Origin of the sequence: Azospirillum agricola (assembly GCF_017876095.1) — a bacterium.
In the GTDB taxonomy this organism is placed as follows: domain Bacteria; phylum Pseudomonadota; class Alphaproteobacteria; order Azospirillales; family Azospirillaceae; genus Azospirillum; species Azospirillum agricola.
Genome location: NZ_JAGINM010000001.1, coordinates 24,535 through 50,368, shown reverse-complemented (window position 1 = coordinate 50,368; position 25,834 = coordinate 24,535). Strand labels below are relative to the sequence as shown.

21 protein-coding genes and 1 tRNA gene are annotated in these 25,834 nt (G+C 68.5%); 8 read left to right on the top strand and 14 right to left on the bottom strand.

The annotated features are described in order from the left end of the window. The first annotated feature begins 7 nt into the window (after window positions 1-7). On the top strand, window positions 8-904 hold the full coding sequence (locus J2847_RS00260) for an SIR2 family protein (protein ID WP_209776171.1): 897 nt from the start codon (window positions 8-10) through the stop codon (window positions 902-904). Between the two features lie 43 nt (window positions 905-947). Here the strand turns inward: J2847_RS00260 and J2847_RS00255 are convergent, their stop codons facing one another. Together J2847_RS00255 and J2847_RS00250 are read right to left on the bottom strand one after the other, a co-directional pair. After that, entirely contained in the window at window positions 948-1,571 is a 624-nt protein-coding gene (locus J2847_RS00255) for an FMN-dependent NADH-azoreductase (protein ID WP_209776169.1), read from the bottom strand. Window positions 1,572-1,705: 134 nt separating this feature from the next. Beyond that, window positions 1,706-2,476 (bottom strand): class II glutamine amidotransferase, encoded by a 771-nt coding sequence (locus J2847_RS00250; protein ID WP_209776167.1) that lies wholly within the window; start codon window positions 2,474-2,476, stop codon window positions 1,706-1,708. 214 nt (window positions 2,477-2,690) lie between these two features. Here J2847_RS00250 and tyrS point away from each other — a divergent pair, with 214 nt between their 5' ends. Beyond that, on the top strand, window positions 2,691-3,947 hold the full coding sequence (gene tyrS, locus J2847_RS00245; protein ID WP_209776166.1) for a tyrosine--tRNA ligase: 1,257 nt from the start codon (window positions 2,691-2,693) through the stop codon (window positions 3,945-3,947). Between the two features lie 108 nt (window positions 3,948-4,055). Here the strand turns inward: tyrS and J2847_RS00240 are convergent, their stop codons facing one another. Beyond that, window positions 4,056-7,772: a YhdP family protein gene (locus J2847_RS00240; RefSeq protein WP_209776164.1), complete on the bottom strand. Its 3,717-nt coding sequence runs from the start codon at window positions 7,770-7,772 to the stop codon at window positions 4,056-4,058. A gap of 114 nt (window positions 7,773-7,886) precedes the next feature. On the opposite strand from J2847_RS00240, the gene J2847_RS00235 reads away from it, so the two are divergent. The 3 genes from J2847_RS00235 (at window position 7,887) to J2847_RS00225 (ending at window position 12,007) form a co-directional block, all read left to right on the top strand. Continuing rightward, on the top strand, window positions 7,887-10,886 hold the full coding sequence (locus tag J2847_RS00235) for a bifunctional [glutamine synthetase] adenylyltransferase/[glutamine synthetase]-adenylyl-L-tyrosine phosphorylase (RefSeq protein WP_209776161.1): 3,000 nt from the start codon (window positions 7,887-7,889) through the stop codon (window positions 10,884-10,886). Further along, entirely contained in the window at window positions 10,883-11,359 is a 477-nt protein-coding gene (gene bcp / locus J2847_RS00230; protein ID WP_209776159.1) for a thioredoxin-dependent thiol peroxidase, read from the top strand. The genes J2847_RS00235 and bcp overlap by 4 nt, the downstream gene beginning before the upstream one ends. 180 nt (window positions 11,360-11,539) lie before the next feature. Beyond that, the gene (locus J2847_RS00225; RefSeq protein ID WP_209776158.1) at window positions 11,540-12,007 is read left to right on the top strand and encodes a cache domain-containing protein; all 468 of its coding nucleotides are present in this window, start codon (window positions 11,540-11,542) and stop codon (window positions 12,005-12,007) included. Window positions 12,008-12,242: 235 nt separating this feature from the next. Here the strand turns inward: J2847_RS00225 and J2847_RS00220 are convergent, their stop codons facing one another. From J2847_RS00220 to J2847_RS00205, 4 genes are all read right to left on the bottom strand, one after another. After that, the gene (locus J2847_RS00220; RefSeq protein WP_209776156.1) at window positions 12,243-13,796 is read right to left on the bottom strand and encodes a SpoVR family protein; all 1,554 of its coding nucleotides are present in this window, start codon (window positions 13,794-13,796) and stop codon (window positions 12,243-12,245) included. Between the two features lie 89 nt (window positions 13,797-13,885). Then, on the bottom strand, window positions 13,886-15,178 hold the full coding sequence (locus J2847_RS00215) for a YeaH/YhbH family protein (RefSeq protein ID WP_209776154.1): 1,293 nt from the start codon (window positions 15,176-15,178) through the stop codon (window positions 13,886-13,888). A 160-nt stretch (window positions 15,179-15,338) separates the two neighbouring features. Next, complete coding sequence (locus J2847_RS00210) at window positions 15,339-17,285, bottom strand: PrkA family serine protein kinase (protein WP_085556105.1); 1,947 nt, start codon at window positions 17,283-17,285, stop codon at window positions 15,339-15,341. A gap of 909 nt (window positions 17,286-18,194) precedes the next feature. After that, window positions 18,195-18,632 (bottom strand): response regulator, encoded by a 438-nt coding sequence (locus tag J2847_RS00205; RefSeq protein WP_209776153.1) that lies wholly within the window; start codon window positions 18,630-18,632, stop codon window positions 18,195-18,197. Between the two features lie 134 nt (window positions 18,633-18,766). Here J2847_RS00205 and J2847_RS00200 point away from each other — a divergent pair, with 134 nt between their 5' ends. Continuing rightward, window positions 18,767-19,618 carry an NUDIX hydrolase gene (locus J2847_RS00200; protein WP_209776693.1) on the top strand — a complete coding sequence of 284 codons (852 nt, stop codon included), beginning with the start codon at window positions 18,767-18,769 and terminating at the stop codon, window positions 19,616-19,618. Between the two features lie 4 nt (window positions 19,619-19,622). On the opposite strand, the gene gluQRS is transcribed toward J2847_RS00200, so the two are convergent. Then, the gene (gene gluQRS / locus J2847_RS00195; RefSeq protein ID WP_209776151.1) at window positions 19,623-20,480 is read right to left on the bottom strand and encodes a tRNA glutamyl-Q(34) synthetase GluQRS; all 858 of its coding nucleotides are present in this window, start codon (window positions 20,478-20,480) and stop codon (window positions 19,623-19,625) included. A gap of 60 nt (window positions 20,481-20,540) precedes the next feature. After that, window positions 20,541-20,708, bottom strand: a complete 168-nt coding sequence (locus J2847_RS00190) for a hypothetical protein (RefSeq protein WP_179166214.1) — start codon at window positions 20,706-20,708, stop codon at window positions 20,541-20,543. A gap of 310 nt (window positions 20,709-21,018) precedes the next feature. On the opposite strand from J2847_RS00190, the gene J2847_RS00185 reads away from it, so the two are divergent. Further along, on the top strand, window positions 21,019-21,582 hold the full coding sequence (locus J2847_RS00185; RefSeq protein ID WP_085556102.1) for an HNH endonuclease: 564 nt from the start codon (window positions 21,019-21,021) through the stop codon (window positions 21,580-21,582). A gap of 4 nt (window positions 21,583-21,586) precedes the next feature. Here the strand turns inward: J2847_RS00185 and J2847_RS00180 are convergent, their stop codons facing one another. Beyond that, complete coding sequence (locus J2847_RS00180) at window positions 21,587-22,156, bottom strand: demethoxyubiquinone hydroxylase family protein (protein ID WP_209776148.1); 570 nt, start codon at window positions 22,154-22,156, stop codon at window positions 21,587-21,589. A gap of 5 nt (window positions 22,157-22,161) precedes the next feature. Next, complete coding sequence (locus J2847_RS00175; protein WP_143268385.1) at window positions 22,162-22,689, bottom strand: disulfide bond formation protein B; 528 nt, start codon at window positions 22,687-22,689, stop codon at window positions 22,162-22,164. A gap of 399 nt (window positions 22,690-23,088) precedes the next feature. Between J2847_RS00175 and J2847_RS00170 the strand changes: the two genes are divergently transcribed. Further along, window positions 23,089-23,173, top strand: a tRNA-Leu gene (locus tag J2847_RS00170). An 86-nt stretch (window positions 23,174-23,259) separates the two neighbouring features. On the opposite strand, the gene modC is transcribed toward J2847_RS00170, so the two are convergent. From modC to J2847_RS00155, 3 genes are read right to left on the bottom strand one after another with little or no spacing between them, the layout of a single operon-like run. After that, window positions 23,260-24,330: a molybdenum ABC transporter ATP-binding protein gene (modC, locus tag J2847_RS00165; protein ID WP_209776145.1), complete on the bottom strand. Its 1,071-nt coding sequence runs from the start codon at window positions 24,328-24,330 to the stop codon at window positions 23,260-23,262. A gap of 1 nt (window position 24,331) precedes the next feature. Next, window positions 24,332-25,009, bottom strand: a complete 678-nt coding sequence (gene modB, locus J2847_RS00160) for a molybdate ABC transporter permease subunit (protein WP_209776143.1) — start codon at window positions 25,007-25,009, stop codon at window positions 24,332-24,334. Between the two features lie 17 nt (window positions 25,010-25,026). Beyond that, the gene (locus J2847_RS00155; protein WP_209776140.1) at window positions 25,027-25,824 is read right to left on the bottom strand and encodes a sulfite exporter TauE/SafE family protein; all 798 of its coding nucleotides are present in this window, start codon (window positions 25,822-25,824) and stop codon (window positions 25,027-25,029) included. Window positions 25,825-25,834: the final 10 nt, after the last annotated feature.

Below are 25,834 nucleotides of genomic sequence, written 5' to 3'. Positions count from 1 at the left end.
AATTCCCATGACCGACACCGCTCTCGCCTCCGGAACCGAAGCCGATTCCGTCACGGTGACCGACACCGCCGCCGCCATCGCCGACATCGTCGCGGCGCTGAAGGCCCGGCGGGCGGTGCCCTATCTCGGACCGGGCGCCTTCGCGCTGCTGCCGCCGGAGGAATGCCCGATCCCGCGCAACTCGGCCGAGCTGACCCAGCGGCTGAACGCCAGGGTCACGGCGCCGGGGCGCTTCCGCACCAACCTGACGGCGGTCGCCCAGTTCATCGAGACGCGGCGCCACCGCAAGACGCTGGACGCGATTCTCAACGAGCTGTTCCGCCAGACGGTGCCGCCGACGCCGGTCCACCGACTGGTCGCCGCCATTCCGGCGCCGCCGCTGATCGTCGACGTCTGGTACGACAACGTGCTGGACGCGCTGCTGACCGGCCTCGGCGACCGCGACTGGGGACAGATCCAGGGGCTGTCGCACCCGCAATCGACCGGGGAATGGGTGAAGTATTACGGACTGGACGGGGCCGAGACGACGGCCGGGGCGGCGGCCGGCTGGGACACCCTGCTCTACAAGCCGTCGGGCGCCGTGGCTCCGGCCGGGAACTATCTGGTGTCCGACAGCGACTTCGTGGAGCTGCTGACCGAGATCGATATCCAGACTCCGATCCCGCCGTCGGTGCAGGAGCGCCGCGCCGGGCGGCACTTCCTCTATCTCGGCTGCCGCTTCGACCACGAGATCCAGCGCACCTACGCGCGCCAGATCGCCAAGCGCTCGTCGGACCGCCACTGGGCGGTGATCCAGGGCGAACTGTCGCGCAACGAGGAGCGCTTCCTCGCCCAGCACGGCATCCAGCGCCTCGACCTGCCGCTCGACGTGGCGGTGGAGATGATCCAGGAGGCGCTGGGGTAACGGTGGATCGTCCCTCTCCCGCCCTGGGAGAGGGCACGCACCCTCACGCGGCGGCGAACAGGCTCTCGATCGTCTCGTCGGCCTTGGCGAAGGCGGCGGCCTTGGCGTCCGGGCCCATGCCGACGCCCTCGGCGCGGACGAAGCTGACGTCGGTGATGCCGAAGAAGCCGAGCACGGTGCGCAGATAGGCCTCCTGATGGTCCAGCCCGGCCAGCGCCGGGTTGCTCGAATAGACGCCGCCACGGCCCGAGGCGACGATGACGCGCTTGCCGCCGGCCAGACCCTCGGGGCCCTTCTCGGTGTAGCGGAAGGTGCGGCCGACCTGGGCGAGCCGGTCGATCCACGCCTTGAGCTGGGTCGGGATCGAGAAGTTGTACATCGGCGCGCCGATGACCACGACGTCGGCGGCCAGGAACTCCTCGACCAGCTCGTCGGTCAGGGCCAGCTCGGCCTTCTGGCGGTCGTTCAGGCCGTCCAGGTTGCGGAACTTCACGACCTGCAACAGCTCGCCCGACAGGTGGTCCGGCGGGTTGGCGGCGACGTCGCGATAGGCCAGCTCGGCGGCCGGCTCGGCCTTGCGCAGGGCCTCGACGATGGAGGCGGTGAGCTGGCGGGTGACCGACGCGGCGCCGAGCGGGCTGGAGTCGATCTGCAAAATCCTGGTCATGACGCGAAGCCTTTTCGTTGGTGCGGCCGGCGCCCGGCGCCGGTCAATCTCTGCCGACGACCATGCTCCATGGACAATGCAAGGGGAAGCCAACGGGTTGACGAAAGATCGTCACGGAATCCGCAACAATGACGTCAGCGCCCCACCACCAGTCCGGACCGGAACACCACCATTTCGCCGGGCTTCATCACGGTCCAGGCCTCGTCGCGGGTCAGCGGCCGGGTGGCGACGACGGTGACGACGTCGTCCGGCGTCGTCTCCTTGGAGAAATCGACGCTCATGTCGGCGTCCAGCAGGGTGGCGGCGCCGAAGGGAGCCTTGCGGGTCAGCCAGGCGAGGTTGGTCGAGCAGTGGCACCACAGGTTCTTGCCGTCGCTGAGCAGCATGTTGAAGACGCCCAGCGTCCCGAGATCGGCGGCCAAGTGGCGGATCAGCTTCATCAGCCCGGCCGTGGAGCGCGGCGGTTCCGGGTACTGCATGCGGATCTGGTCGAGCAGCCAGCAGAAGGCGTGCTCGCTGTCGGTGGTGCCGACCGGCTCGTAGAAGGTCAGCAGCCGGTCCTTGACGCCCTTGAGCTGGCCGTTGTGGGCGAAGGTCCACAGCCGCCCCCACAGCTCGCGCGTGAAGGGGTGGGTGTTCTCCAGCGACACGCGGCCCCGGTTGGCGCGGCGGATGTGCGAGATCACCGTGCAGGACTTGATGGAGTAGCGGCTGACCAGCGCCGCGATCTCCGATTCGCTGCTCGGGGCCGGGTCGTGGAAGCTGCGGCAGCCCTTGCCCTCGTAGAAGGCGATGCCCCAGCCGTCGCGGTGCGGGCCGGTCTGGCCGCCGCGCCGCATCAGCCCGGCGAAGCTGAAGCAGATGTCCGTGGGCACGTTGGCGCTCATGCCCAGGAGTTCGCACATGGTGTCCTCGTGACCGCTCGTCGTTGCCGTAAGGCGTGGGCGCTCAACCTACGACAGGCGATGCGTCCCGTCACCCCTTTGACGTCATCCCCTTAACGCCGGCCCTTTGACGCCACCCCTTTGACGCGGGCCGGCCGCGCGGATTGAGGCTCCCGCCGTTCCATGGTAACAGACGCCGACTTCTGGTCCCCAACGACAGCCGGATTGCGGCCCCATGACGACGACTCCCTCCTCGGATTTCCTGCGCACCCTTCAGGAGCGCGGCTTCATCCACCAGTGCACCGATCTCGCGGCGCTCGACGAGCGCGCGACCAAGGGGCCGATCGTCGCCTACATCGGCTTCGACTGCACGGCGGACAGCCTGCATGTCGGCAGCCTGCTGCCCATCATGATGCTGCGCTGGCTCCAGAAGACCGGGCACAAGCCGATCGTCCTGATGGGCGGCGGCACCACCAAGATCGGCGACCCGTCGGGCAAGGACGAGGCGCGCCAGCTTCTGACCGACGAGGTCATCGCCGCCAACATGGCCGGCATCAAGCGCATCTTCGGCCGCTACCTGACCTTTGGGGACGGGCCGACCGACGCGGTGATGGTCAACAACGGCGACTGGCTCGACGAGCTGAAATACATCCCGCTGCTGCGCGACATCGGCCGCCATTTCACCATCAACCGCATGATGAGCTTCGAATCGGTCAAGCTGCGGCTGGAGCGCGAGCAGCCGCTGACCTTCCTCGAATTCAACTACATGATCCTCCAGGCCTACGATTTCGTCGAGTTGAAGCGGCGGCTCGGCTGCACGCTCCAGATGGGCGGGTCGGACCAGTGGGGCAACATCATCAACGGCGTCGAGCTGGGCCGCCGCACCGACGGGGCGGAGCTGTTCGGCCTGACCACGCCGCTGCTGACGACCTCGTCGGGCGCCAAGATGGGCAAGACGGCGGCGGGTGCGGTCTGGCTGACCGCCGACAAGCTCGGCGCCTATGATTTCTGGCAGTACTGGCGCAACACCGAGGACGCCGACGTCGGCCGCTTCCTGCGCCTCTACACCGAGCTGCCGCTCGACGAGGTCGCCCGGCTGGAGAGGCTGGAGGGCGCCGGCATCAACGAGGCCAAGAAGATCCTCGCCAACGAGGTGACGCGTCTGGCCCATGGCGAGGAGGCCGCCCGGGAGGCAGCCGAGACCGCCCGCCGCGCCTTCGAGGAGGGTGCCGCCGCCGACGGCCTGCCGACCATCGACGTCGCCCGCGCCGAGCTGGAGGCCGGCATCGCCGTGGTCGACCTGCTGGTGTCGGCCGGGCTGGCCGCGTCGAAGGGCGAGGCGCGCCGCCTGATCAAGGGCGGCGGCGCCAAGCTGAACGACGGCGCCATCGCCGACGAGGCGATGAAGGCCACCGTCGCCGATCTGAACGCGGACGGCGTGGTCAAGCTGAGCGCCGGCAAGAAGCGGCATGTTCTGGTGAAGGTGGCGTAAGGGCCGCCCCCCGCCTTCAACCGGCGTTGCTTCCGGTCCCTTTCCCTCGGGGAAAGGGACCCATGTCAGCGCTCATGGACGGGGTCGGGGACGCATGCGCCAGTTCCCCTACCGCATGTGCGAGTCCGGCGGCGGCCTGCTGTCCGGCGGGGCGGTCGGTGCGGACTTCCCATCCCCCAGGAAGAACAGGTTGCGCAGGAAGCCGGGCGCCAGCACGGCCAGCGGGTTGACGGTCACGTCCGGATCGGACAGCGGGCCGCGCACATGCCACGTCGCGGAGAAGATCCCCTGCCCCTCGCCGCCGCTGAGGATGTCGCCAAGCAGCGGAATCTGGCCGATCAGCCGGTTCAGGCCATAGATGGGCACGATGGTGCCGCGCAGGTTGGCGGTGTCGGTGTCGATGTCGACCTCGCCCTCCAGCGTCAGGCCGAGCGCCGAGCCGGAGGTGCGCAGGTCCTTCAGGGTCAACAGGCGCCCCTCCTTGCGGAAATCCGCCGACATCCGCCCGAAATTGACGCCCTTGCCGCCGCCCAGCAGTTCGGCGACGCCCGAGGGGGAGATGGCGTTGAGGATGCGCGCCAGCACCGGCACGTCGATCAGCGTGTAGTCGAGGATCTCGGTCTTGCCCTCGATGGCGGCGTCGGCGCGCGGCTCCACCGTCCGGCCGGTCAGACGCAGCCGGCCGCCCTGCATCCGGTCGTTGAGATCCATCGCCTTCAACGCCTCGCCGAGGTCGTCGGCGCGGATGGCGAGGTCGTAGACCCCGCGCGGCCCCGGCTTGTAGGTGATGGCCACGCCTCCACCCGGCCCGCTGCGCCCGGTGACGTCCAGCCAGGTCCAGGCGATGGGATCGCGGCGCATGGTGCCGGCGACCTGACGCAGCCGCCGCCCGTCGCCGAACACCAAGGAATTCAGCTTCAGATCCAGATCCAGCGGGGTCTTGCGGCCGTCGCCGGGGTCCGGCTTGGCCGGATCGGAGGGCGGGGCCGCCGCCTTCGCGGGGTCGGGCTTGCCGACCAGATGGCGGGCGTCGAGGCTCTCGCCGGTGATGCTGCCAACATAGCCGCCGGGCGCACCCGACGCGGTCTTCGGCCGCACCAGCAGATCGGCGCGCAGGTCGGTCGACCCGAGCTTCAGCGACGGCACGACGACGCGCGCCACCCGCCGCCCGCCGTCGGCCAGCTCCAGGTTGGCCTGCGCCTTCAGCCCGCCGGCATCGACCGTCAGCCCGCTGATCCGGGTCGGGCGGTCCTTGTCGAACTCCAGGGTCAGCTTGCCGCTTCCCGGCTGGCCGGGCGGCTTCTCCCAGCCCAGCTCGGCGATCGACAGGCGGGTCTTCTCCAGGTTCATCGTCGCGGCGAGCGCCAGCTTGTGGCGGCGGTCCACCGTGAACAGGATGTCGGCGCCCATCGGCCCCGCCACCCGCTCCTCCAGGTCGATGCCGTGGGCGCGCAGGTCGTCGGCGGTGACGTCGCCCTTCACGGCGATGCGGGTGCGCGGCCCCTTGGCGGTCGAATCGAAGGACTCCTTCCAGTCGACCGACACCGGAATGCCGTCCAGCCTGGTGTTGCCCTTGATCGTCATCGCCTTGAGGTCGAGCGCCAGCGACAGGTCGCCGTCGGTGGCGTTCAGGCCGGCCGCGACCTTCTCCACCCCGACGCCGCGCAGCTTGCCGGTGACGTCGAGATTCAGGTCCTCGACCTTCAGATCGGCCAGCAGCGGAAAGGCGAAGTGGAGCTGCGCCTCGGCCGTGCCCTGGGTGCGCTTGGGGTCCAGCTCCAGCTTGGTCGGGTAGCCCAGCGGCGGCGTGTCGAGCAGCGTCAGGATCGAGCGCACCGGCCCCTGCACCGGGACGCGGATGTCCATCGTCTCCTTGCCGACGTCGAGGCCGCCGATCACCGCCTTGCCGTCGCCGACCTCGATGTCGCCGATGCGGCCGCCCTTGGTCAGGATGGTGAAGGTCTTGCCGTCGCTCGTCGCGTCCATGCCGGCGCCGGTGACCGGGGAGAGGTCGTGGAAGTAACGGACGGTGGCGTTCTCGCCCTGGATGCGGGCGTGGAACTGGCCGAGCTTCGCCGCGCCGGGATTGTCGAGCGGCAAGGACAGCGCGGCGTTCGCCGTCGCCTCCGTCACCGTGCCGTGCGAGATGTTGGCCGTCACCCAGGCCCGCGAATTGTGGCTGAGCGTCTTCGGCCAATAGCGGTGCAGATCGTCCAGCGGCACGCCGCGCGCGACGACCGACGCCTCGGCCGACACCTGTCCGGCCTGCTCGGTCGCCGTCGCCCTGCCCTCGATGCGCGGGCCGGCGGGGCCGTCGCCAAGCGCCAGGGCGAAACGCTCCACCTCCAGCCGGCCGCTGGCGCGGTCGCCCCGCACCCGCAGTTCGGCCGAGGCCAACGGCACGGGTTCGTCGAACATTTTGGGCTGCGAGATCCGCCCCGCCCCGGCGGTCAGCGCCGCGCGCAGCGCGGTGGGGTGCAGGGCGGAATCGACAGCCAGCTCCACCTCGCCGGACAGCGGCACGGCGGCGGCGGCCAGCGGCGCCAGCGCCGGGGCGAGCGGCGCCAGGGCGGAGGGCTGCACACCGGTCAGACGCAGACGCGCCCGCGCGCTCCCGTCCGGCCCTTGCGTGCCGTCGATGTCGAAGCCGGCCGTATGCCCGCCGGCCGTCAGCGACAGGGTGGCGGTCCCCGAACGGCCGTCGTCGCGTTCGGTCAGCGTGCCGCGCGCGGTGAGGGCGACCGGCTCCCCGCCGTCGGGGGCGGCGACCCGCAGGGCGAGCGCGTCGAGCACGCCGCGCCGGCCGGCGACGTCCAGGCTGCCGCGCGCCGACAGGCCGAGGACCGCGACCGGCTCGGGCCGCAACTCCGGCAGGCTCACGCTCCCCGCCCCGCCCTTCAGATCGAAGCCGATGCGCAGCGGTTCGAACCGCTCGTCGAGCCGCGCCTCCAGCCGCCCGCCCAGCGGCACCGACACCGCCGCCAGCGGCGCCAGCGCCGGCCCGATGTCGGCCAGCTCCGCCGGCAGCAGCCGGTCGAAGGCCAGCGTCAGGTCGGTGGTGGAGTCGGCGTTGTGGTAGCTGCCGCTGGCCTCCACCGTGACCGGCCGGGCGTCGTCGCGCCGCGAGGCGTCGAGCGCCACCCGCGCCCGCGCCTGGGTGCCCTGGTCGTCGCGGGTCAGCAGGATGTCGGCCCGCTTGGCGTGCCAGGACAGATCCAGCATGCGGTTGACCACCGTCAGGTCGGCCCCGGTCACCGACAGGCGGCGCAACAGCCCCATCGGCCGGTTGACGTCGGGCGGGCTGCGCAGGCTCGCCACCAGTTCCTGCAACAAATCCGGCCGGCCGTCCTTCGCGGAGGATTCGGCGACGCCCGCGCTGTCGGTGCGCACGTCGAAGGCGAGGCTGCCGTCGGCGCGCCGCAGCACCTGCACGCGCGGCCGCACCAGATCGAGCCGGGTCGGCGACAGCTTGCCCAGGAACAGCGCCGGGACGGAGAAGCCGATGCCCATCTCCGGCACCGCCGCCAGCTCCTCGCCGTCGGCGTTCACCGCCCGCACCCGCCGTGCCCGCAGGTCGAGCCGGCGCGGTCCGGCGCCAACGTCGCCCACCGCCTCCTCGGCTTCCAGCGACAGCACCAGCTCGCCGACCTGCACGCCGAAGCGCCCCTCCGGATCGCTCAGCGCGCGTTCGACGTAGGGGGTCAGCGGGTCGAGCGCGATCGGGCCTTCCGACAGCCGCCACGCGAACAGGCCGGCGCTGGCGACCGCCACCACCGCGACGCCACCCAGCGTCACGGCGAGAATCTTCGCGGTCCGGCGGATCAAGGGAAGGTCCGCCGGACCATCACGCCGCAGGCGGGGCGCTCAATCGCCCGATTGACGCAATCCCCCAAGCCGTGCAGGTTTTTGCCCATGATTTGAGCAAGAAAGCCCGGTCCCATGCCCATCGTCTTGTCCGCCGCCCTTCCCAAAGCCTTCGACGCCGCCCAGGCCGCGCTGGGGGTGGAACGCTGGCTGCAACAGGCCGCCGCCAGCGCCGACCCCGAACTGCGGACATGGGCCGAGGGCTTCGCCGCCACAAGCCCCGGACGGACCCTGATCGACGCGGTGTGCGGCAACAGCCCGTATCTCGGCCACAGCCTGACGCGCGAGCTGCCCTTCGTCCGGCGCATCGTCGAGGACGGCTTCGAGGCGACCTTCGACGCCCTGCTGGCGACGCTGGCGGCGGAATACGCCGGGGAGCGCGCCATGGACCGGCTGATGACCGGGCTGCGGCTGGCCAAGCGGCGGGCGGCATTGCTGATCGCGCTGGCCGACATCGCCGGCGTCTGGACGCTGGAGCAGGTCACAGGCGCCCTGTCGGAGATGGCGGAGACGGCCGTGCGGCTGGCCGCGGCGCATCTGCTGCGGCGGGCCGGCGAGGCGGGCACGCTGACGCTGCCGGATCCGCAGCGTCCGTGGGTGGGGTCGGGCCTGATCGTTCTCGGCATGGGCAAGCTTGGCGGGCGCGAACTCAATTACTCCAGCGACATCGACCTGATCGTCCTATACGACGACGCCGTTGTGCGGACGCCCCAGCCGGACAACCTCGCCCGTACGTTCATCCGTATCGCGCGCGATCTTGTGCGCATTATGGATGAACACACCAAGGACGGCTACGTCTTCCGCACCGACCTGCGGCTGCGCCCCGACCCCGGAGCCACGCCCCTGGCGGTTTCCGTGTCGGCGGCCGAAATTTATTACGGCAGCGTCGGCCAGAACTGGGAGCGCGCGGCCATGATCAAGGCCCGCGCCATCGCCGGCGACCCGGAGGCCGGGGCCAGCTTCCTGCGCTTCCTGGAGCCCTTCATCTGGCGCCGCAACCTGGATTTCGCGGCGATCCAGGACATCCACTCGATCAAGCGCCAGATCAACGCCCACAAGGGCCACCGCGAGGTGACGGTCAACGGCCACGACATCAAGGTCGGGCGCGGCGGCATCCGCGAGATCGAGTTCTTCGCCCAGACCCAGCAGCTGATCTTCGGCGGGCGCGACACCCGCGTCCGCATCGCCCCCACCCTGCTGGCCAACGAGGCGTTGTGCGGCATCGGCCGCGTGCCGCCGCAGACGGTGGAGGAGCTGGCCGAGGCCTACCGTTTCCTGCGCCGGGTCGAGCACCGCATCCAGATGACCAACGACCAGCAGACCCACCGCATCCCCGCCGACGACGAGGGCGTGGCGCATCTGGCGACCTTCCTCGGCTACGACGACCCGGCCGACTTCCGCGCCGACCTGCTGGCCCGGCTCGGCCGCGTCGAGGACCGCTACGCCGAACTGTTCGAGGAGGCGCCGTCGCTGTCCGGCCCCGGCAACCTCGTCTTCACCGGCACCGACGACGACCCCGGCACGGTGGAGACGCTGCGCGGCATGGGCTACGCCGACCCCAGCCGGGTGATCGCCGTGGTGTCCTCCTGGCACCGGGGCCGCTACCGCGCCACCCGCTCGGCCCGCGCGCGCGAGCTGCTGACCGAGCTGACGCCCGCCCTGCTCGCCGATCTGGCCAAGACGCCGGCCCCCGACACCGCGCTGATGAATTTCGACGGCTTCCTCGCCCGGCTGCCGGCCGGGGTCGGGCTGTTCTCGCTGTTCGTCGCCAACCCGTGGCTGCTGGCGCTGGTCGCCGAGATCCTGGGAACGGCGCCGCAGCTCGCCGCCACCCTGTCGCGCAACCCGTCGCTGCTCGACGCGGTGATCTCCCCCGACTTCTTCGACCCGCTGCCGACCAAGGACGAGGGGCTGGCCGGCGACCACGCCCGCGTCATCGCCGCCGCCCGCGACTTCGAGGACGCGCTGACCCTGTCGCGGCGCTGGACCAACGACCAGCGCTTCCGCGCCGGCGCCCACATCCTGCGCGGCATCACCGACGGCGACCGCTGCGGGCTGTTCCTGTCCGACCTCGCCGACATCGTGGTTCCCGACCTCGCCCGCCGGGTGGAGGAGGAGTTCGCCGCCCGCCACGGCCGCATCCCCGGCGGCGCCTGGGTGGTGGTGGCGATGGGCAAGCTGGGCAGCCGGCAGCTCACCGTCACCTCCGACATCGACCTGATCGTCATTTACGACATCCAAGGCTCCGCCCGCGTGTCGGACGGCGCCAAGCCGCTGTCGCCCAACGAGTATTACATCAAGCTGACGCAGCGGCTGACCAACGCCATCACCGCGCCGATGGGCGACGGGCGGCTCTACGAGGTCGACATGCGGCTGCGCCCGTCGGGCAACGCCGGGCCGCTGGCGACCTCGCTCGACGCCTTCGTCAAGTACCAGGCCGGCGACGCCTGGACCTGGGAGCAGATGGCGCTGACCCGCGCCCGCGTCATCGGCGGCGACCCGGCCCTGGCGGAGCGGGTGTCGAAGGCCGTCTGCGACGCGCTGACCGCGCCGCGCGACCCGGACAAGCTGCTGTGGGACGTCGCCGACATGCGCCGCCGGATCGACAAGGAGTTCGGCACGCCCAACCCGTGGAACGTCAAATACGCGCGCGGCGGGCTGATCGACATCGAGTTCATCGCCCAGTATCTCCAGCTCCGATTCGCCCATGAGCGGCCCGAGATCCTCCACATCGGCACCGCCAAGGCGCTCCAGAGCGCGGCGCGCACCGGCGCGCTGGAACCGGAGGTGGCGGCGGAGCTGGAAGCGACCCTGCGGCTGTGGCGGCGGGTGCAGGGATTCCTGCGGCTGACCACCGCCGGCGTGCTCGATCCCGAGCAGGTGTCGCCCACCCTGTTCGCCGGCCTCGCCCGCGCCGCCTTCCCCGACGAGGAACCGCCGGTTGACTTCGCCGCGCTGGACAGCAGAATCCGCGCCATCGCCGCCCGCGCCCACGCCCGTTACCGGGCGCTGGTCGAGGAACCGGCGTCCCGCCTCACCCCGCCCGCTTCCCAGCAGGATCCGAAGCTGCCATGACCGCCCCCGCCCCGATCGAGATCGGAACCACCGCCCCCGACTTCACCATGCCGACCGACGGCGGCGGCAGCGTCACGCTGTCGGCCCTGCGCGGCAAACCGGTGGTGCTGTATTTCTACCCCAAGGACGACACGTCGGGCTGCACCTCGCAGGCCTGCGGCTTCCGCGACCAGCTGCCGGACTTCTCCGCCGTCGACGCCACCGTCATCGGCGTGTCGAAGGACAGCGTCGCCAGCCACGACAAGTTCAAGGCCAAGCACGACCTGACCTTCCCGCTGGCGTCCGACACCGACGGCAGCGTGTCGGAGGCCTACGGCGTCTGGGTCGAGAAGAGCATGTACGGCCGCAAATACATGGGGCTGGAGCGCGCCACCTTCCTGATCGACAAGGACGGGGTGGTGCGGCAGGTGTGGCGCAAGGTGAAGGTCACCGGCCATGTCGCCGCCGTGCTGAAGGCGGTCAAGGCGCTGTAAGGGTTCGGGCCCTGTCATACTTTGGGAGGAGGTGCGGCAACGCGCCTCTTCCTCCGCCACCCTCATGCGCTAGGATGTTTCCGCTCCAACCGAAGAGCACGGGCGAGGCCGGACCACCGGCCCGTCCAGAACTGATGCTGCCCGATAGGTCCATTCGTCAAAAACAAGGACACCAGCATCATGGAACATAGCCGCTTCACCCGCGCCCTCCTTCTGGCGGCGGCGCTGCTTTCGATCGCCGCCGCCCCGGCGCTGGCCGCTCCCTCGACGCCCGACCAGGCCAAGGCCCTGGTGCAGGACGCCGTCGCCTATCTGAAGGCCAAGGGGCCGGCGGAGGCCGCGAAGGCCTTCAACGACCCCAAGGGCGGCTTCGTCCGGCAGGATCTCTACGTCTTCGTGTTCGACAAGAGCGGCCGCTACGTCGCCTCCGGCGGCAACCCGTCCCTGACCGGCCAGGACGCCGCCGGGCTGACGGATGCCGAGGGCAAGCCGATCGTGCAGGAGATGCAGAAGGCCACCGCCGCCAACCCGGCCGGCGTGGTCGAGTATGTCTGGCTGAACCGCTCCAGCAACAAGGTGGAGCACAAGCACTCCTACATCGTCCGCGAGGGCGATTACTTGGTGGGCAGCGGCTACTACACGGAGTAATCGGCCGCCGCATCCCGTCCCAACCCCCACTCTCTTATCCCCTCTCCCCCCGGGGAGAGGGTCGGGGTGAGGGGGATGCGTGGGGTGGATTTACGGGACGGACAGCAGGTCGCCCGCAAAGCCTTGTAATGAGAAGCCCCCGGCGATCCCGCCGGGTGTCGCAATGCATTCCCCTCACCCCACCCCTCTCCCCAGGGGGGGAGAGGGGGAAGCTTGCGAGGTGGGGAGCGTGCCGTTACCCCCCAACCCCGCTCGGGGCGGTCACGGCGTGCTCCTTGAGGATCGCCTCGGAGATCGACGACACCTCGACCAGTTGCACCTCGTAGCCCCACAGGTTGGCGATGTGGCGCAGCACGGCCTTGGCGTCGCTCTCGTCCAGCAGCACGCCGTTGGTCACGCGGTGGTGCAGGATCAGCTTGCGGTCGCCCGCCAGATCGACGTCGACGATCTGGATGTCCGGCTCCAGGAAGCCGAGGTCGTACTGCCGCGCCAGCATCTTGCGGATCGAGCGGTAACCGCGCTCGTTGTGGATGTGGTCCACCAGCAGATAAGGATCCTCGGCGTCGTCGCGCACGCTGAACATCTTCAGCTTCCGCATCAGGTGCGGGCTGAGATATTGCAGGATGAAGCTCTCGTCGCGGTAGTTGGCCCAGGCGTCGCGCACCGCCGCCATGCCGTCGCCCCGCCCGGCCAGATCGGGGAACCACTGGCGGTCCTCGTCGGTCGGCTTTTCGGCGATGCGGACGATGTCCTGCATCATCGCGAAGCCCAGCGCGTAGGGGTTGATGCCCGAGAAGCGCTTGTCGTCGAACTCCGGCTGGAAGACCACCGAGGTGTGCGAGTGCAGAAACTCCAGGAAGGCGCCTTCGCTGATCCGCCCGGTTTCGTGCAGCCGGTTCATGATCTGGTAATGCACATAGGTCGCGCAGCCCTCGTTCATCACCTTGGTCTGCTTCTGCGGGTAGAAATACTGCGCGATGTGGCGGACGATGCGCAGCAGCTCACGCTGCCAATGCTCCAGCCGGGGGGCCTTCTTCTCCAGGAAATAGAGGATGTTCTCCTCCGGCAGACCGAGCAACTTCTTGCGCTCCGACACCGACTTGGGCGGGCGGGCGCCGGCGGCCGGCTTGGGCACCGTGCGCCACAGGTCGTTGAAGGTCTGGTCCTGATACTCCTGCCGCTCGCGCTCGCGCTTCTGCTCGAGCCGCAGGTCGAGCGAGCGCTTTTTCGGATACTTGTGGACGCCCTGGTTCATCAGCGCGTGGGCGGCGTCGAGCACCCGCTCCACCGCGGCGTGGCCGTAGCGCTCCTCGCACTGGCTGATGAAGGTCTTGGCGAATTCCAGATAGTCGAGGATACCCTCGGCGTCGGTCCATTGCTGGAAGAGCTGGTTGTTCTTGAAGAAATGGTTGTGGCCGAAGGCCGCGTGGGCGATCACCAGCGTCTGCATCGTCATGGTGTTCTCTTCCATGATGTAGCTGATGCAGGGGCTGGAATTGATGACGATCTCGTAGGCGAGACCACGATAGCCCTTGCGGTAGAGCATCTCGTCGCGGGCGAAATGCTTGCCAAAGGACCAGTGCTTGTACATCAGCGGCATGCCGATCGAGGAATAGGCGTCGAGCATCTGCTCGGCGGTGATGACCTCGATCTGGTTGGGATAGACGTCGAGGCCCATCTCCTTCAGCGCGACGTGCTCGATGGCGTCGTAGACGCGCTTGACCTTGTCGTAGTCCCAATCGACGCCGTCATACAGCAGCGTGTCGGGCTTGGTGATCACAACGCTCATCCTCGGCCTCCCCCGGCCTTCCGCGCGCGGAAGGCGTCAAACCGGCACCGGCGCTCTCGGCGCGGCGCCGTCCCCGTGATGGATGTCGGTTACGCGGTCGCCTTTTCGCGGGCGAAGAGTTCGCGGAACACCGGGAAGATCTCGCGGCGCGACCGCACCCGGCGCATTGCCAGCGGGCGCTCCGGGCTCTGCACCTGCTTGTAGGTCCGCCACAGCTCGGTCTCGCGGCCCAGCGCCGACAGCCCCATGTTGTGCTCCGCCGCCACCTCGATGTAGGCGAAATACTGGCAGAGCGGCAGGATCGCGTCGCGCAGCAGCGTCACCGACTTGGCGTTGTCCGACGACATGTTGTCGCCGTCCGACGCCTGCGCGGCGTAGATGTTCCATTCCTCCGCCGGGTAGCGCTCGCGCACCACCTTCTGCATCTCCTCCAGCGCCGTCGACACCACGGTGCCGCCGGTCTCGGCCGAGTAGAAGAAGGTTTCCTCGTCGACCTCCTTGGCCTCGTGGGTGTGGCGGATGAAGACGATGTCGACCGAGCGATAGCGCCGCTTGAGGAACAGGAACAGCAGCATGAAGAAGCGCTTGGCGAGATCCTTCATGTGCTCGGTCATCGAACCGGACACGTCCATCAGGCAGAACATCACCGCCTGGGCGATCGGCTTGGGCACCGATTCGAAGCGGTTGTAGCGGACGTCGATCGGGTCGATGAAGGGGATGCGCTTGGAACGCAGGACGATGTGCTCCAGCTGCTCGCGCAGCGCCTGGATCTGCGTCGCGTCCTCGCCGGCCTCCTCGGCCTCGCGCAGCATCTCCTCCAGCTCCTGGATCTCGGCGGGCTTGGGGCGCCGCAGCGCCATGCGGCGCGACAGGCTGTTCCGCATGGTGCGGACCAGGTTGAGGTTGGCCGGCGAGCCCGACACCGAATAGCCGGCGCGCGTCAGCGAATGCGATTCCGACTGCTTGACCTTCTGCTTCACCAGATCGGGAAGCTCCAGATCCTCCAGGAAGATGTCGAGGAACTCCTCGCGCGACAGGACGAAGCGGAAATCATCCTCGCCGTCGCCGTCCGGGCTGCCCTCGCTGCCACGACCGCCGCCGCCGCCGTCGGGGCGCTGGATGGTGTCGCCCTCGACATACTCCTTGTTGCCGGGCACGACGTAGTCGCGCACGCCGCCGGAGCTGGCGCGGTGGAAGGAGGGTTCCCGCACGCCGCCGGCCGAGATCGTCACCTTCTCGCCGTTCTCGATGTCCTGGATGCCCCGCTTGCCCGAGGCGTCGCGCACCGCCTTGACCACCTGTTCCTTGGCGCGCCGCAGGAAGCGCTGGCGGTTGGCCAGGCTCTTGCCCTGCGGATTCAGGCGACGGTCGATGATGTTCATCAAGAGGCTGGCCCTCCCACCCGTTGCTTCACACCCGTTGCTTCACGCACGGCTCGTTCGTCACGCACACCCTAGTGAAGTGGGGTGCGGCAGGGGGTTGCAACAAGGGCGTTGCAACAGCCCGCCGCACCACCACCCCTTTTGATCCGGGCTTCCGGCCTCAGCCCGCCTGCTTGACGCGCATGTACCATTCGACCAGCCGGCGGACCTGCCGCTCGGTGTAGCCGCGCGTCATCATGCGCGAGACGAACTCGGTGTGCTTCTTCTCGGTCTCACCGTCCTTCTTCGAGCCGAAGCTGATGACCGGCAGCAGATCCTCGACCTGGGAGAACATCCGCTTCTCGATCACTTCGCGGATCTTCTCGTAGCTGGTCCAGGACGGGTTGCGGCCGGCGTTGGCGGCGCGCGCCCGCAACGCGAACTTGACGACCTCGTTGCGGAAGTCCTTCGGGTTGGCGATGCCGGCCGGCTTCTCGATCTTGGTCAGCTCCTGGTTCAGAAGCTCGCGGTTCATCAGCTGGCCGGTGTCGGGATCCTTGAAGTCCTGGTCCTCGATCCACGCGTCGGCGTAATCGACGTAGCGGTCGAACAGGTTCTGCCCGTAATCCGAGTAGGATTCCAGATAGGCCTTCTGGATCTCGTTGCCGATGAACTCGGCGTAGCGCGGGGCCAGCTCGGCCTTGATGAACTCGATGTACTTCTTCTCGGTCTCCTCGTGGAACTGCTCGCGCTTGATCGCCTGCTCCAGCACATACATCAGGTGGACCGGATCGGCGGAAATCTCGGTCGAGTCGTAGTTGAAGGTCGAGGCGAGCACCTTGAAGGCGAAGCGGGTGGAGATGCCGCCCATGCCCTCGTCGACGCCGGCCTGGTCCTTGTACTCCTGCATCGACTTGGCCTTGGGGTCGGTCTCCTTGACGCTCTCGCCGTCATAGACCCGCATCTTCGAGTAGTAGCTGGAGTTCGGGTGCTCGCGCAGCCGCGACAGCACCGAGAAGCGGGCCAGCATCTCCAGCGTCGAGGGCGCGCAGGGCGCCGTCGCCAGGTCGGAGCCCTTGACCAGCTTGTCGTAGATCTTCTGCTCTTCCTGGACCCGCAGGCAGTAGGGGACCTTGATGACGCAGATGCGGTCGATGAAGGCTTCGTTGTTCTTGTTGTTCTTGAAGGTCTGCCACTCCGCCTCGTTGGAGTGGGCGAGGATCATGCCCTGGAAGGGGATGGCGCCGATGTTCTCCGACCCGACATAGTTGCCTTCCTGCGTCGCGGTCAGCAGGGGGTGCAGCATCTTGATCGGGGCCTTGAACATCTCGACGAACTCGAGCAGACCCTGGGTCGAGCGGTTGAGGCCGCCGGAGAAGCTGTAGGCGTCGGGGTCGTTCTGGCTGTAGATCTCCAGCTTGCGGATGTCGACCTTGCCGACCAGGGAGGAGATGTCCTGGTTGTTCTCGTCGCCCGGCTCGGTCTTGGTGACGCCGATCTGGCGCAGCTTGCTGGGGTGCAGCTTGACGACCTTGAAGCGCGAGATGTCGCCGCCGAACTCGTCGAGCCGCTTGACCGCCCACGGGCTCATCAGCCCGGTCAGGCGGCGCTTGGGGATGTTGTAGCGCTCCTCCAGCACGTCTCCCATCTCGTCCGGGTTGAACAGGCCGAGCGGGCTTTCGAAGATCGGGCTGATCTCCTTGCCGGCCTTCAGGACGTAGATCGGGCATTTCTCGACCAGCGCCTTCAGGCGCTCGGCGAGCGAGGATTTGCCGCCGCCGACCGGACCCAGCAGATAGAGGATCTGCTTGCGCTCCTCCAGCCCCTGCGCGGCGTGGCGGAAGAAGCCGACGATCCGCTCGATCGTCTCCTCCATGCCGTAGAATTCGGAGAAGGCGGGATAGACCTTGATGGTCCGGTTCATGAAGATGCGGCCCTGCCGCGGGTCGCGGGCGGTGTCGACGACCTCGGGCTCGCCGATGGCGGCCAGGAGGCGCTCGGCCGCCGAGGCGTAGGTCATGGGATCGTCACGGCAGAGCTGGAGATAGTCCGTCAGGGACATCTCGGTCTCGCGGCGACCTTCGTACGATTGCGTGTAGCGCGTGAACAGTTCGTCGGCCGGGAACATTCGTCGCTCCGTCTTATCGGGTCCGATGCGTCGGGGGCGCCGCCGGGGGACCCGGACGGCGGGGGCGGCGCACGCCGCGATCATGGGACAGTCCAAGGGACAACGCGGCTTCCGTGGAGCCGCCCTGCCCCCGCTCACCGAAACAAGCCAGCACAGGGATCCTGGGAACGGATCCTGAAGTTCTCCTGGGGGAGTCACCTGCCGCCACACCGTCGACGCGGCGGCGTTTGAACACATCGTATGTGAATGTAATGCTCGACCTAGAGCTTTCCAGGCGTTCAGGTTTGATAGCCGGAAAGCCCGTGGGGGGGATGGCCTCGGCCGTAGGAACTAGGTCCCACGGAAGAAGAGGGAAGGGCCGGCGCGGGATGACGCCCGCGGTTTCAGCGTTTGATTGCGGGGTCTGCAAGGACACAAGGAGGAGGCGCGGGATCGGGCCCGGACCGGCGGCGCGGCGGGATGCCCGTCCAGTCGGGAAAAGTCGCCCGGTATGGATCGACTGGGTGCCCATTGTCACGCCATCGCCCTCCAGAGACCAAAGGAACGTCAGGATCGCCCCGACGTTGCGGTTACACCTCGATGCTGCTCTCCAAACCTTAACAAAACCTCGCAGGAGCGTTGCGGAGCCTCCCCGACCGGCTCCCATTACGGACGCCGGCGGGGTGGTTCGTCACGGCGCCTCCCGATCGGGACACGCACGCTCCTGCCATTCCCAAAACGAATGTTGCGGCGCATTGGACCGGGTCAACAAGGCGGAAATTGGACCTTTTCCAGGCAAAGTCGCCGCATGGAATCGGGAAAAACGGCAAAGCTCCCGCCGAATCAGGGACTTGGCAGCGTTGCCACAGGGCTGTGAAAAATTGTAACAGAAGCGCAACGGTGGACACCCGCCCCACGCGGGGTCGGTGGTCAGCCGGCGGCGCGCACCGCCAGACGCTCCGCCAGCGCCCGGCGCAGCGCGTCGGGGGTCGCCGGCTTGGGAAGGATCGCGTCGGCGCCGCTCGCCCGCGCCTCGGCCAGACGCTCGGCGTCGGCGCGTCCGCTCATGAACAGGACCGGCAGGACGGCAAGCGCGCGGTCCCCCTCGGCGCGCAGCGCGCGGACGAAGGCGAAGCCGTCCATCGGCTGCATCTCGACGTCGCAGAGGATCAGGTCCGGCCTGTGTTCGGCAACGGCGGCCAGTCCCGCCGCCCCGTCGGCCGCCTGGTGGACGGCGGCGAAGCCCATCCCGGACAGCATCCGGACGAGCACCATGCGGGTGAAGGCCTCATCCTCCACGACCAGCACCGAACGGTCGCGGAACCCGTCATCCACCGCCATGGCCGCCCCCTTTCCGCTGCGGAACATCCGCACCTCGCCCGAGTTCTGCTGTGTAGGATGGCACTCGACGCGGCGCAAGCCTCTCGCCACGACGGCGCCGCGCTCGGAAACGCCGCACGACGCGGTTGCGGGACGGCCCGGACACTGCTTGGATGAACGGCATGAGCTTCCTCGACCACATCCGCGCCTGCAACGCGCACGACCTGTCCGGCTTCCGGCCCTTCGAACTGGACGGTCACCACCTCGGCTGGATCCGTCACGCGCTGGCGCAGGAGCTGCCGGGCGTCGATCCCGGCTTCGTCACCAGCCCGGAGCGCGTCACCATCGCGCCGGAGATCCGCGACTTCGAAGCGCGCTCCACCCTGCTCGACCACGCCGCCCGCTATCTGGTCGAGCGCGGCACGGTGAAGGCCCTGCGCGGCGAGCATTACGCGGTGATGCCACGCTGGGGGGCGGAGCCGCTGATGCGGCTGGACCGCGCGGTGGTCGCCGCCTTCGGCATCGAATCCTACGGGCTGCACGTCAACGGCTTCCAGCGCGGGGCCGACGGCACCCTGTCCCTATGGATCGGCCGCCGCGCCCGCGACCGCGAGATCGCCCCCGGCCAGCTCGACAACATGATCGCCGGCGGCCAGCCCATCGGCCTGAGCCTGGGCGAGAATCTGGTCAAGGAGGCGCAGGAGGAGGCCGGGCTCGATCCCGCCACCGCGCGGCGGGCGGTTCCGGTCGGCGCCATCCGCTACACGATGGAGACGGAGGCCGGGCTGAAGCGCGACCGTCTGTTCATCTACGATCTGGAGCTTCCGGCGGACATCACCCCGGTCAACACCGACGGCGAGGTCGAGGAGTTCGCGCTGTGGACGCTCGACCGCGTCGCGGAATCGGTGCGGACGACCGGCGACTGGAAATTCAACGTCAATCTGGTGATCGCCGACTTCCTGATCCGCCACGGGCACCTGACCCCGGAGAACGAACCCGACTATCTGGAGATCGCCTGCGGCCTGCGGCAATAGCCCGTCAGTCCTTGGAGTCGTCCGGAAAACCGGCGAGGGCCCGCACCGCTTCGGCGCTCGCCCCCTCCGCGCGCAGCGAACGCAGCGACTGCGCGCGGTCGCGCTTGGCCAGCCGCTCGCCGGCCGCGTTGCGCAGCAGCCCGTGGTGGTGGTGGTCCGGCGGCTCGAAACCGAACAGCGCCTGGAGCAGCCGGTGGGTGTGGGTGGCGACGAACAGGTCCTCGCCGCGCGTCACCAGCGTCACGCCTTGGAGATGGTCGTCCAGCGTGACGCTGAGGTGGTAGCTGGTCGGCGTGTCCTTGCGCGCCAGCACCACGTCGCCGAGCAATTCCGGAGTCGCAGCCTGCCAGCCCTGCGCCCGGTCGTGCCAGCGCAGCGGCCCGGTCAGCCGCAGCGCGGCGCCGACGTCGAGCCGCATCGCCCAGGCGTCGCCCGCCGCGATCCGTTCGGCGCGGACGCTCTCGGGAAGATGGCGGCAGGTGCCGGGGTAGAGCGGGCCGTCCGGCCCGTGCGGAGCCGCCCCCGCCCGCGCGATCTCGGCGGCGATGTCCTTGCGGGTGCAGAAACACGGATAGGCGACGCCCATCCCGGTCAGCCGGGCCAGCGCCGCGCGGTACTCGTCGAGATGCTCCGACTGGCGGCGCACCGGTCCGTCCCACTCCAGGCCGAGCCAGGACAGATCCTCGATCAGATCCCGCTCGAACTCCGGCCGGCAACGGTTCGGGTCGATGTCCTCGATGCGCAGCAGGAAACGTCCGCCGCCCCGGCGCGCCTCGCGCCAGCCGAACAGGGCGGAATGGGCGTGGCCGAGATGCAGATGCCCGGTCGGGCTGGGCGCGAAGCGGGTGACGAGGTCGCTCATGACCCGTCTTATACCCTGGGACGGCCGCCCCTGGACCGGAAAGATCGGCGGCCGGGCCGATCAGATGTAGGGGTTGTCGCGGATCGGCTCGACCGGCAGGTCGTCGCCGTCGAGATAGAGCGCCAGCCGGCGGCGCAGCTCGCGGTCGAAGGCGTCGATGCGGCGCTGACGCTCACGCTCCTCGCGTTCGCGGCGCTTGTCGGCAAGGTCGATGACGATGGCGCTCATGAGGTGTCTCCCCGGTCGCTGGCTTGATCGAACGGCCCCACCATCGCCGATCATGGTTAACGGTCCGTAACCAAGCTGGAGGGACCGGCGATTGTCACACCCCCTACCAAGAGGCGATTCCGGCGATGCCCATGGAGATAAAAAGGTTACACGATCGTGAAGTTTTTGGGCCGCCCGTCCCCGGGATGTTGAGTCACGGCCCTTGATCCACTATGTCTATGGTGTCTCGGATCGGCGATCCGGCCGGCCGGGGCGGCGCAGACACGCCCCCGCAAGCGGGGCCCAGACAATCCAGACAAGGGAGTGGCCTTTGGCTCCACCACCCGATCACTGTCCGGCTCTGGTGCTGAACGCGGATTTCCGTCCGCTCAGCTACTTCCCCTTGTCCCTGTGGTCCTGGCAGGAAGCGGTCAAGGCGGTGTTTCTGGAGCGGGTCAACATCGTATCGCACTATGACCGCATCGTCCGGTCGCCCAGTTTCGAAGTCCAGCTTCCCAGCGTGATTTCCCTCAAAGAGTTCATCCCGGCGACACGCCGCCCGGCCTTCACACGCTTCAACGTCTTCCTGCGCGACCGCTTCACCTGCCAGTATTGCGGACGCCCCTTCCCCACCCACGAACTGACCTTCGACCATGTGATCCCGCGCTCGCGCGGCGGTCGGACGACGTGGGAGAACGTCATCACCTCCTGCTCGGCCTGCAACCTGGAAAAGGGCAACCGGATGCCGCATGTCTGCGGCATGATCCCGCTCAGTCCGCCTTTCCAGCCGAGTGCCTACGAGCTTCAGGAGAACGGACGCGCCTTCCCGCCAAACTTCCTTCACGAAAGTTGGCGGGATTTTCTTTATTGGGACACCGAACTCGATCCGATGTAACGGGTCACACCCGCTCGGCCACCCAGATCACCGCCCGGGTGCCGGCCTTGATCGCGGCGGACAGGACGGGATAGGCGGGCGCCTGCTCCGCCTCGTTGGCGAGACCGATGTCGCGGTGCGCGACCTCCTCCGCCTGGAAGCGGAGGATGCTGTCCTTCAGTTCCCCCTCATCCGGGCCGAGATGCTTGAGCTGCTCCTCGTAATGGCCCTCGATGACCTCCTCGACCGCCACCGTGCAGGCCATCGCCGCGCGCTCGCCGATCAGCGCCGTGCCGGCGCCGAGCAGGAAGCCGGTGACGTGCCACAGCGGTTGCAGCAGGGTGGGACGCACCTGGCGCCTGTTGAGCTGCGTCTCGAAATATCGCAGGTGCTCAAGCTCCTGCTCGGCCATGTGGCGCAGCGTCTTGCCGTGCCGGCCCTTGCCCATGACGGCGATCTGGCCCTCGTAGATGCGCTTGGCGCCATACTCCCCGGCGTGGTCGACACGGACGATGCGGGCCAGCCGCTCGCGCGGCGTCGGATCGCCGGGCAGGAAACCACGCTTCGGAGCGGCGGCCGGATTCGGTTGGGTCATTGCGGTCACAATGCGGTCCTCGACACCGGGGTGCGGGTGTAGGCGGCGCGGGCCGCGACGAAGGCGAAGACGGCCAGCCCCAACGAGATCAGCACGTTGTACCCTGCCATGGAAACCCCGAACAGCGACCACGCCACTTCGTCGCAGCGCGTGACGGGAGCCGCCATCACCTGGGCGCGCAACGCCTCCAGCGAGTTGGCCGGGGCCGACCCGCCGCAGGACGAGGTTCCCGCCCACCAATGCTGCTCCACCCCGACATGGTAGGCGGCGATGCCGGCGCAGGCCAGCAGGGCCAGCCCGCTGGCCACCAGCATCGCGTCCCCCACCCCCTTCCACTGGCGGAACAGCAGGGTCACGCCGGAGAAGACCAGCACCGCCACATAGGGCCAGCGCTGCATGAGGCAGAGCACGCAGGGCTGGTAGCCCAGCACGAACTGGAAGAACAGCGCCGCCCCCAGAACCCCGGCGCTGGCCAGGGCGAGCAGGATGGCGGGAAGCCGCGGATCGTCGAGCGGATGGGAAAGCGTCGTCATGCCAGGGAGAGTAGCGCGGACGGCGCCGTTCGACCAGCCGCCCCGTGCGTCGCCCGACGCCGGGGACGGCATGGCTGCCGTCGGCGCAACCCCATGGAATGGAAGGCGCATCGCCGTCGTCGCCGCCCCGGCCCCCATGCCGTGAGGCGGCGGCGAATTTGGCCTTTCCGTTTCACGGCGATTGCGCTAGAAGGGGCGCGTTGCGGGCGTGGTGGAACTGGTAGACGCGCCGGACTCAAAAACTGGTTTGTTTACGGTGCGACACTTTGTCACAGCGCGTCGAAAAAGCGTTGGATTGTAATAGGTTAGAGTGGTAGCAGGAACGTCGTCGGGAAGGCCCTCAAAGGCGCTAGGTGCAGAATAGGTGCAGAGCGCGAAAGACGGGTTCGGCGGCACAGTGCGGGCGTGGTGAAACTGGTAGACGCGCCGGATTCAAAATCCGGTTCCGAAAGGAGTGTCGGTTCGATTCCGACCGCCCGCACCATCTTCTCTTGACATGACATCGCTCACCGACACCGCTGTGAAAGTTGGCGTGTGAGCAACCTTCGTCGCATCGTCAAACAAGCTTCTCTATTCCAAGAGAGCAACCGACTTCACCTGAACCCACAGCTCTTCGCCCGCGGTCACGCCGAGAGCCGCCGCTGCACGCTTCGTCAGGCGGGCGATCAACGCTGATTCCCCGACCAGGACGCGCACCAGCACCAGACCGGGGTGATCGTCCTCCGCGACGGCATCGACACGCCCCCTGAGCACGTTCTGGATGCTGCTTTGCCCCTGGTGATCCCGCGCCAGGCTCACGTCCCGGGCCAGCACCCGCACCCTCACCGGGCAGCCGACCGGAATTCCGTGATTCCGGGTCCACGCGCTTCCGCCGGAGAAGTCCACGCGCATCAGGTGCCATTTTTCGTCGATGGCCCCCACCACGGCGTCGAGCACGGCGCCGGTGTCCTCGCCGAGTCGGATGGGCAGGTCGAGCCGGGTGAGCGTTTCGGCCAGGGGACCGGCGGCCAGCACCCGTCCGCCCTCCATGGCGACGATGTGATCCGCCAGCCGCGCCACCTCGTCCGGGGAATGGCTGACGTAGAGCACGGGGATGTCCAGCTCGTCGTGCAGGCGCTCCAGATAGGGCAGGATTTCCTGCTTGCGCTTGAGGTCGAGCGCGGCCAGCGGCTCGTCCATCAGCAGGATGCGCGGGCTGACGGCCAGCGCCCGGGCGATGGCGACGCGCTGCCGCTCGCCTCCGGACAGACGGTCGGGCTTGCGGTCAAGCAGATGACCGATGCCCAGCAGGTCAATGGCGTGGTCCAGGCTCACGCGGTGGGCGTCGGACACCCGCTTCAGGCCGTAGCGCAGGTTTCCCATCACCGTCAGGTGGGGAAACAGGCTGGCCTCCTGGAAGACATAGCCCAAGGGGCGCTTGTGCGGCGGCACCCACCGGCTGTCGTCCTGCCAGACGTCGCCGTTGACGACGACCCGGCCCTGCGCCGCGCGTTCCAGCCCGGCGACGCAGCGCAACAGCGTCGTCTTGCCGGAACCGGAATGGCCGAACAGAGCGGTCACACCATGCCCCGGCAGCGAAAGATCGACATCGAGGGTGAAGCCGGCCCAGTCGAGCCGGAAACGCGCGTGGATGCCATCCATGTCAGGCGCCCTTTTTCGGACCGGGGCGCCACGCATACAGGGCGAGCAACACCAGGAAGGAGAAGATCATCATCACCGCCGCCAGCCGATGGGCCGGCGCGTACTCCAGGGCTTCGACGTGGTCGTAAATCTGCACCGAGACGACGCGCGTCACACCCGGCAGGTTGCCGCCGATCATCAGCACCACGCCGAACTCACCCACCGTGTGGGCGAAGGTCAGAATGGAGGCGGTCAGAAAGCCCGGCAGAGCCAGCGGCACGGCCACGGTGAAGAAGGCGTCGAGAGGGGAAGCGCGCAACGTCGCCGCGACTTCCAGCGGGCGCTCGCCGACCGCCTCGAAGGCGCTTTGCAGCGGCTGGACCATGAACGGCAGCGAGTAGAACACCGACGCCACCACCAGCCCCCAGAAGGTGAAGGGCAGCGGCCCGATGCCCAAGGCCCGGGTCGCCTGTCCCAACGGGCCGTTCGGCCCCATCACCAGCAGCAGGTAGAAGCCGAGGACGGACGGTGGCAACACCAGCGGCAAGGCCACCACCGCCCCGACCGGCCCCTTCCACCACGTCTTGGCCCGCGCCAGCCACCAGGCGATGGGCGTTCCGATCAGCAGCAGCAGGACGGTGACGATGCCCGCCAGCTTGACGGTGAGCCCGATGGCTTGGAGATCGCTGTTGGTCAGCATGATGTGGATCGTCGGGATCAATGGGCGTGACGGAAGGTCTTGATGGCGGACACCAGCAGGATCACGCCGAGAAGGGTCATCAGCACGTTCGTCGGCACCATGCCCAGCAGCATGCCACCCACGGCGGCCCCCAGGATCGAACCGACCACCATCCAGCGGAAAAGCGACTGCTCCTGCCGCAGGATGTCGAAGGCGTCGGAACGGGTGTAGCGGGCAAAGCCGACGATCATGGTGGGCAGGCTGACCATCAGGGACAGGCTGCCCGCCAGCTTGATGTCCTGGCCGTAGAGAAGCACGATGGTGGGGATCAGCAGTTCGCCGCCGGCCACGCCCAGCAGGGCCGCGACCACGCCGATGCCGAAACCGGCCGCCAGACCGGCCACCAGACGCAGCGGTCCGGCTTCGACGAGGGGGGCGGCGCCGTCGTGCAGGCCGATCAGGGACTCCGACAGCATCACCAGGGACAACCCCGCCAGCAGGACCATGATGATCCGGTTGAGCCAGGCCCGCGGCATGGTCATGGCATGACCGGCTGCCCACCACGCCCCGACGAGGCTGCCAGCGAGCAGGTTCAAGGCAACGTCCAGATGATCGGTGAGCTGGTCGAAGGGGATGGCCTTGGCCCGGAAGACCAGCGCCGCGGCCACCACCACCAGGCTCATGGCCTTGTTGAGGATGACCGCCTCCAAGGTGGAGAGCTTGAAGACCCCGACCAGCACCGGCAGGCGGAATTCCGCCCCACCCAGGCCGATCAGCCCGCCCAGGGCGCCGATCAGCGATCCGGCCACGAAGCTCTGGCCATTGCGGTTGCGCATGTTCAGGCCC

Coding starts and splice junctions, on each gene's coding strand:
- gluQRS (WP_209776151.1), bottom strand. CDS start 20,480: ATGAGCGACCTCGTCACCCGCTTCGCGCCCAGCCCGACCGGGCATCTG.
- J2847_RS00220 (WP_209776156.1), bottom strand. CDS start 13,796: ATGAGCGTTGTGATCACCAAGCCCGACACGCTGCTGTATGACGGCGTC.
- tyrS (WP_209776166.1), top strand. CDS start 2,691: ATGACGACGACTCCCTCCTCGGATTTCCTGCGCACCCTTCAGGAGCGC.
- J2847_RS00255 (WP_209776169.1), bottom strand. CDS start 1,571: ATGACCAGGATTTTGCAGATCGACTCCAGCCCGCTCGGCGCCGCGTCG.
- modC (WP_209776145.1), bottom strand. CDS start 24,330: ATGGATGGCATCCACGCGCGTTTCCGGCTCGACTGGGCCGGCTTCACC.
- J2847_RS00215 (WP_209776154.1), bottom strand. CDS start 15,178: ATGAACATCATCGACCGTCGCCTGAATCCGCAGGGCAAGAGCCTGGCC.
- J2847_RS00260 (WP_209776171.1), top strand. CDS start 8: ATGACCGACACCGCTCTCGCCTCCGGAACCGAAGCCGATTCCGTCACG.
- J2847_RS00155 (WP_209776140.1), bottom strand. CDS start 25,824: ATGCGCAACCGCAATGGCCAGAGCTTCGTGGCCGGATCGCTGATCGGC.
- J2847_RS00250 (WP_209776167.1), bottom strand. CDS start 2,476: ATGTGCGAACTCCTGGGCATGAGCGCCAACGTGCCCACGGACATCTGC.
- modB (WP_209776143.1), bottom strand. CDS start 25,009: ATGCTGACCAACAGCGATCTCCAAGCCATCGGGCTCACCGTCAAGCTG.
- J2847_RS00180 (WP_209776148.1), bottom strand. CDS start 22,156: ATGACCCAACCGAATCCGGCCGCCGCTCCGAAGCGTGGTTTCCTGCCC.
- J2847_RS00205 (WP_209776153.1), bottom strand. CDS start 18,632: ATGTTCCGCAGCGGAAAGGGGGCGGCCATGGCGGTGGATGACGGGTTC.
- J2847_RS00200 (WP_209776693.1), top strand. CDS start 18,767: ATGAGCTTCCTCGACCACATCCGCGCCTGCAACGCGCACGACCTGTCC.
- J2847_RS00190 (WP_179166214.1), bottom strand. CDS start 20,708: ATGAGCGCCATCGTCATCGACCTTGCCGACAAGCGCCGCGAACGCGAG.
- bcp (WP_209776159.1), top strand. CDS start 10,883: ATGACCGCCCCCGCCCCGATCGAGATCGGAACCACCGCCCCCGACTTC.
- J2847_RS00210 (WP_085556105.1), bottom strand. CDS start 17,285: ATGTTCCCGGCCGACGAACTGTTCACGCGCTACACGCAATCGTACGAA.
- J2847_RS00235 (WP_209776161.1), top strand. CDS start 7,887: ATGCCCATCGTCTTGTCCGCCGCCCTTCCCAAAGCCTTCGACGCCGCC.
- J2847_RS00225 (WP_209776158.1), top strand. CDS start 11,540: ATGGAACATAGCCGCTTCACCCGCGCCCTCCTTCTGGCGGCGGCGCTG.
- J2847_RS00175 (WP_143268385.1), bottom strand. CDS start 22,689: ATGACGACGCTTTCCCATCCGCTCGACGATCCGCGGCTTCCCGCCATC.